The following is a 4105-nucleotide window of genomic DNA, read 5'->3' as shown; positions in this document are numbered from 1 at the left end:
TCGCCCTCGCGGGCACGGCCGTCACCGCCGTCCTCACGGCGGTCGTCAACGGCCTGATCCTGCTCGACCCGCTCACCCTCAACCGCTTCCGGTTCTGGCAGATCGGCACCCTCGGCGGCGTGGACGGCGCCCTGCTCCGGCAGGTGCTGCCGTTCCTGGCCGCGGGCGCGCTGCTGGCGGCGCTGCTGGCCCGGCCGCTGAACGCCGTGGCCCTGGGCGACGACACCGCCCGCGCGCTCGGCGCCCGCCCCGGCCGCACCCGGTTCGCCACCATGCTCGCCATCACCCTGCTGTGCGGGGCGGCCACCGCCGCCGTCGGCCCGATCGCCTTCGTCGGACTGGCCGTTCCGCACGTGGCACGGCTGATCGCCGGGCCCGACCAGCGCTGGGTCCTGCCCTACAGCGCCGTCCTCGCCGCCGCGCTGCTGCTGGCCGCCGACATCCTCGGCCGCGTCGTGCTGCGCCCGCAGGAGCTGGAGGCGGGAGTCGTCACCGCGTTCCTCGGAGCGCCCCTGTTCATCGCACTCGTCCGCCGCAAGAGGATCAGCGAACTGTGACCAGCCGTACCCCGCTTGCGCGCCCCCGTCCGGCGTCACGGCCGCAGAGCGCGCCCCCGCGGATCACGCGCCTGCGCGCCCTGCGCCTGTCCCCGCCCGGCGGCCGCCCCGCCCTCTCCGTGCGCTGGGACCCGCGCGCGGCCGCCGTCTGCCTCGCCCTGCTCCTGGCGGCGGGCGTCACGGGCGTGTGGACGCTCACCACGGGCGACTTCCGCATCCCCGTGCCCGACGTCCTGCGCGTCCTGGGCGGAGACGGCAACCCCGCGTACACGTACATCGTCCAAGAGCTGCGGCTGCCCCGGCTGCTGACGGCCCTTCTGGTCGGCGCCGCCCTCGGCCTGTCCGGCGCGCTCTTCCAGAACGTCGCCCGCAACCCCCTCGGCAGCCCCGACGTCATCGGCTTCACCGTCGGCTCCGCCACCGGCGCCCTCGTCACCATCCTCGTGCTGGGCGCGGGCACCGCCTCGGTCGCCGCCGGTTCGGTCACCGGCTGCGCGGTGACCGGCGCCGCCGTCTACCTGCTCGCCTGGCGCGGCGGCGCGGCCACCTTCCGGCTCGTCCTCGTCGGCATCGGCGTGAGCGCACTGCTCTCCTCGGCCAACGCCTACCTGATCGCGAAGGCGTCCTTCACCGATGCGCAGAGCGCCCAGGTCTGGCTCACCGGCAGCCTCAACGGCCGCGGCTGGGAGCACGTGGGCACGATGACCGCCGCACTCGCCGTCCTCACCCCCGTGGCCCTGCTCCTCGCCCGGCCGCTGCGCATGCTGGAGATGGGCGAGGACACGGCGTCGGCGCTGGGCGTACGGGTCGAGCGGGTCAAGGCCGTGGCGCTCGTCGTCGGCGTGGGGCTCACCGCCCTGGCCACGGCCGTCGCGGGCCCCGTGCCGTTCGTCGCCCTGGTGGCGCCCCAGGTGGTGCGCAGGCTCACCCGCTCCCCGGGCCCCAACCTCGCGCCGTCGGCCGTCCTGGGCGCCCTGCTGCTGACGGCCGGCGACCTGGCCGCGCAGCGGATGCTGGCCCCCACGCAGCTTCCCGTGGGGGTCCTGACCGGGGTCGTCGGCGGCTGCTACCTGGTGTACGTGCTGGCCCGGCAGTGGCGCGACGGCCAGGGCTGAGCGGGATCGCACTCCTCGGGGAGCGGGGCCCCGGGCAGGGGCCGGGCGAAGACGCGGGAGCCGCGGGCGGGATCGAGGGCGGCCGCCCACGTGCGTGGCGCGCGGGCGGCGTCCGTCTCGCGGAAGCCGCTGCGGAGGAAGGCCCCGCCGTCGCCGGTCGTCGCCGCGAACACCTCGGTCACCGACCGGTCGGAGGCGTGGAGCAGCAGCGCCGTCAGCAGGCGCGAGCCGATGCCGCGGCGCTGGCGGCCGGGCCGCACGCAGAAGTTGTGCAGCACGCCCGCCACCCCGGTGGCCGGCAGGCCGTCGCCGGGGAACGTCCGCAGGGCCACGCACCCTTCGAGGGTCCCCTGGGCGTCCTCCGCCACGAAGAACTCGGCGAACCGTGCCGCGTAGACGTGGGGTGTGCGGCGGCGCAGCGCACCGGTCCGCATGAAGGGTTCCGACAGGGTGTACAGCCCGGGCGCGTCGGCGGCCCGCGCCGTCCGTACGCCGCCCGCTGCCGGGAGGGCCGGGCGGCCCTCTCCTGTACGGACCGTCAGCGGACCCAGCCTCATAAAGGGCTCCCGGTTCTCACGTTTACCTGGAAAGTGAGGTAAGCCTAACCTAACTAAATCTTGGTCCCGGGAGGGGGTGGGCAGCTGGTTTAGTCAGGAAAAGTCCGGGCACCCGACCGGTCCCAGCACCTGATCAGCAGGAGGCACGAACGATGGACCGGGGAAGCAGCAAGCACGGCGCCAAGCGGGACGACGAGCTGAAGAAGGAAGTGGAGGAGCTGACCCGGTCGGGACGGCCCACCCGGACCGAGGAGTGGCGCGACGCGGAACCCCTGACCCCGGAGGAGCCGGGAGCGGAGCCCGGAGCGGGGGAGCGCAGCGCCCCGGGCGCAGGAGGGGCCCGGCCCGGGCGCTCCCGGCCGTAGGGGTTCCCCGGGCCCTGCGGCCGGAGTCAGAGGATCTCGTTCGCCGTGCGCCGGTAGGTGGAGCGGCGGTTGTCGATGGCGGGCCAGCGGTCGCCGTAGACGTTCCGCGTGATGCCCGGCTCCCGCAGGAAGTCGTGCGGGAAGCCCAGCGGCACCGCGCTCACCTCGTCCAGCCGTGCCACGGCGTCGGCGTCGAGGTCGACGTCCACCGAGGCCAGGTTGTCGGCCAGCTGGCTCTCCTTGGTGGCCGCGACGATCGGGACGACGTTGCCGGGCCGGCCGAGCAGCCACGCGAGCGCCACCTGCGCCGGGCTCCAGCCGCCCTGCTCGGCGACCTCCATGACGGCCGTGACGATCGCCTCCTCGCTGCCTCCCGGCGCGCTCTGCGGGCTCTCCGCGCTCAGCCTGCCGGTCTCGCCGCGGCGGTACTTGCCCGTCAGCTTGCCGGCCGCCAGCGGGCTCCATGCCAGCACCGCCTGGTCGAAGGCGCGGGCCTGCGGGAGCAGTTCGCGCTCGGGCGTGCGGTCCAGCAGGTTGTAGCGCAGCTGCGAACCGGCGAAGGCCGTCCACCCGCGCAGCTCGGCGAGCGTGTTCGCCTGTGCGATCTCCCAGGCCGGCCAGTCGGAGACGCCGACGTACAGCACCTTCCCGCTGCGCACGACGTCGTCCAGGGCCCGCATCACCTCCTCCACGGGCGTGAAGTTGTCCCGCGCGTGCACCCACAGCACGTCCACGTGGTCCGTGCGCAGCCGGCGCAGGCTCGCCTCCACCGACTGCACCAGGTTCTTGCGGTGGTTGCCCGCGGCGTTCACATCCCCCTCGGCGGTGGCGCAGCTGTACTTGGTGGCCAGGACGAAGCGCCCCCGGCGGCCTTCCAGCAGCTCGCCGAGGATGCGCTCCGACGTGCCCCCGGTGTAGATGTCGGCCGTGTCGACGAAGTTGCCGCCGGCATCGGCGTAGGCGTCGAGGATCCGCCGGCTGGTGTCCTTGTCCGCGCCCCAGCCCCAGTCGTCTCCGATGGTCATGGCCCCGAGACTCAGCTCGCTCACCCGCAGGCCGGTCCTGCCGAACAGTGTGTAACGCACGAAGTTCCCCTTCGGTCCGGTCGTGTGCGACCCGGTCGCGGGGCCGACGTTACGAGCTGGAGCGCGCTCCAGCGCAAACCCCGCGGCCACGAGGAGCGGACGGCAGCGCCGCCCGTATCGCGGGCAGCGACAGCACCACGGCCACCGCCGCGAGCTGCCAGACCGCGCCGAACCCCAGCACCCCCGACGTCCCCACGAGCACCGAGAGCGGCCCCGCGGCGGCCAGCCCGACCGGCCCGAGCGCGAACGCCCCGAACGAGCCGTAGGCGCTGACCCGGGCGAGCGTGCCGGAGGGCACCTGACGCTGTGTGGCGGTCGCGTAGAGCGTTCCGCAGACCGCCGAGCCGGCGCCGGCCGCCAGCGCCCCGGCACATATCCATGGCAGCGGCTGCCCGGTGGCCAGGGCGGCGGACGGCAGTGACCACG

General features: G+C 74.8%; 5 protein-coding genes and 1 pseudogene. 3 read left to right on the top strand and 3 right to left on the bottom strand.

Annotated features, from left to right (window positions below; translation table 11 throughout):
- Both V7793_RS34345 and V7793_RS34340 read left to right on the top strand, forming a co-directional pair.
- On the top strand, positions 1–557 hold a 557-nt coding region (locus V7793_RS34345), incomplete at its 5' end, for a FecCD family ABC transporter permease (RefSeq protein WP_336013620.1).
- On the top strand, positions 554–1672 hold the full coding sequence (locus V7793_RS34340; protein ID WP_336013619.1) for a FecCD family ABC transporter permease: 1119 nt from the start codon (positions 554–556) through the stop codon (positions 1670–1672). The genes V7793_RS34345 and V7793_RS34340, both read left to right, overlap by 4 nt.
- Here the strand turns inward: V7793_RS34340 and V7793_RS34335 are convergent.
- Positions 1624–2229, bottom strand: a complete 606-nt coding sequence (locus V7793_RS34335; RefSeq protein ID WP_336013618.1) for a GNAT family N-acetyltransferase — start codon at positions 2227–2229, stop codon at positions 1624–1626. The two genes, V7793_RS34340 and V7793_RS34335, sit on opposite strands and share 49 nt — an antisense overlap.
- A gap of 152 nt (positions 2230–2381) precedes the next feature.
- Between V7793_RS34335 and V7793_RS34330 the strand changes: the two genes are divergently transcribed.
- A complete protein-coding gene (locus V7793_RS34330) occupies positions 2382–2594 on the top strand; it encodes a hypothetical protein (protein ID WP_336013617.1) in 213 nt (70 codons plus the stop codon).
- A gap of 26 nt (positions 2595–2620) precedes the next feature.
- Here the strand turns inward: V7793_RS34330 and V7793_RS34325 are convergent, their stop codons facing one another.
- Together V7793_RS34325 and V7793_RS34320 are read right to left on the bottom strand one after the other, a co-directional pair.
- The gene (locus V7793_RS34325; RefSeq protein ID WP_336013616.1) at positions 2621–3679 is read right to left on the bottom strand and encodes an aldo/keto reductase; all 1059 of its coding nucleotides are present in this window, start codon (positions 3677–3679) and stop codon (positions 2621–2623) included.
- Between the two features lie 49 nt (positions 3680–3728).
- Positions 3729–4105, bottom strand: a pseudogene (locus tag V7793_RS34320) (MFS transporter); the annotation flags it as partial.

Source organism: Streptomyces sp. KLMMK (genome assembly GCF_036961605.1).
Lineage (GTDB): Bacteria > Actinomycetota > Actinomycetes > Streptomycetales > Streptomycetaceae > Streptomyces > Streptomyces telluris.
Note: the sequence above shows the minus strand (reverse complement) of the source record. Positions and strands in the feature narration are given on the sequence as shown.

Bases quoted from the DNA above. Each gene is read 5' to 3' on its own strand.
- V7793_RS34335 (WP_336013618.1), bottom strand. From the start codon at position 2,229: ATGAGGCTGGGTCCGCTGACGGTCCGTACAGGAGAGGGCCGCCCGGCC.
- V7793_RS34330 (WP_336013617.1), top strand. From the start codon at position 2,382: ATGGACCGGGGAAGCAGCAAGCACGGCGCCAAGCGGGACGACGAGCTG.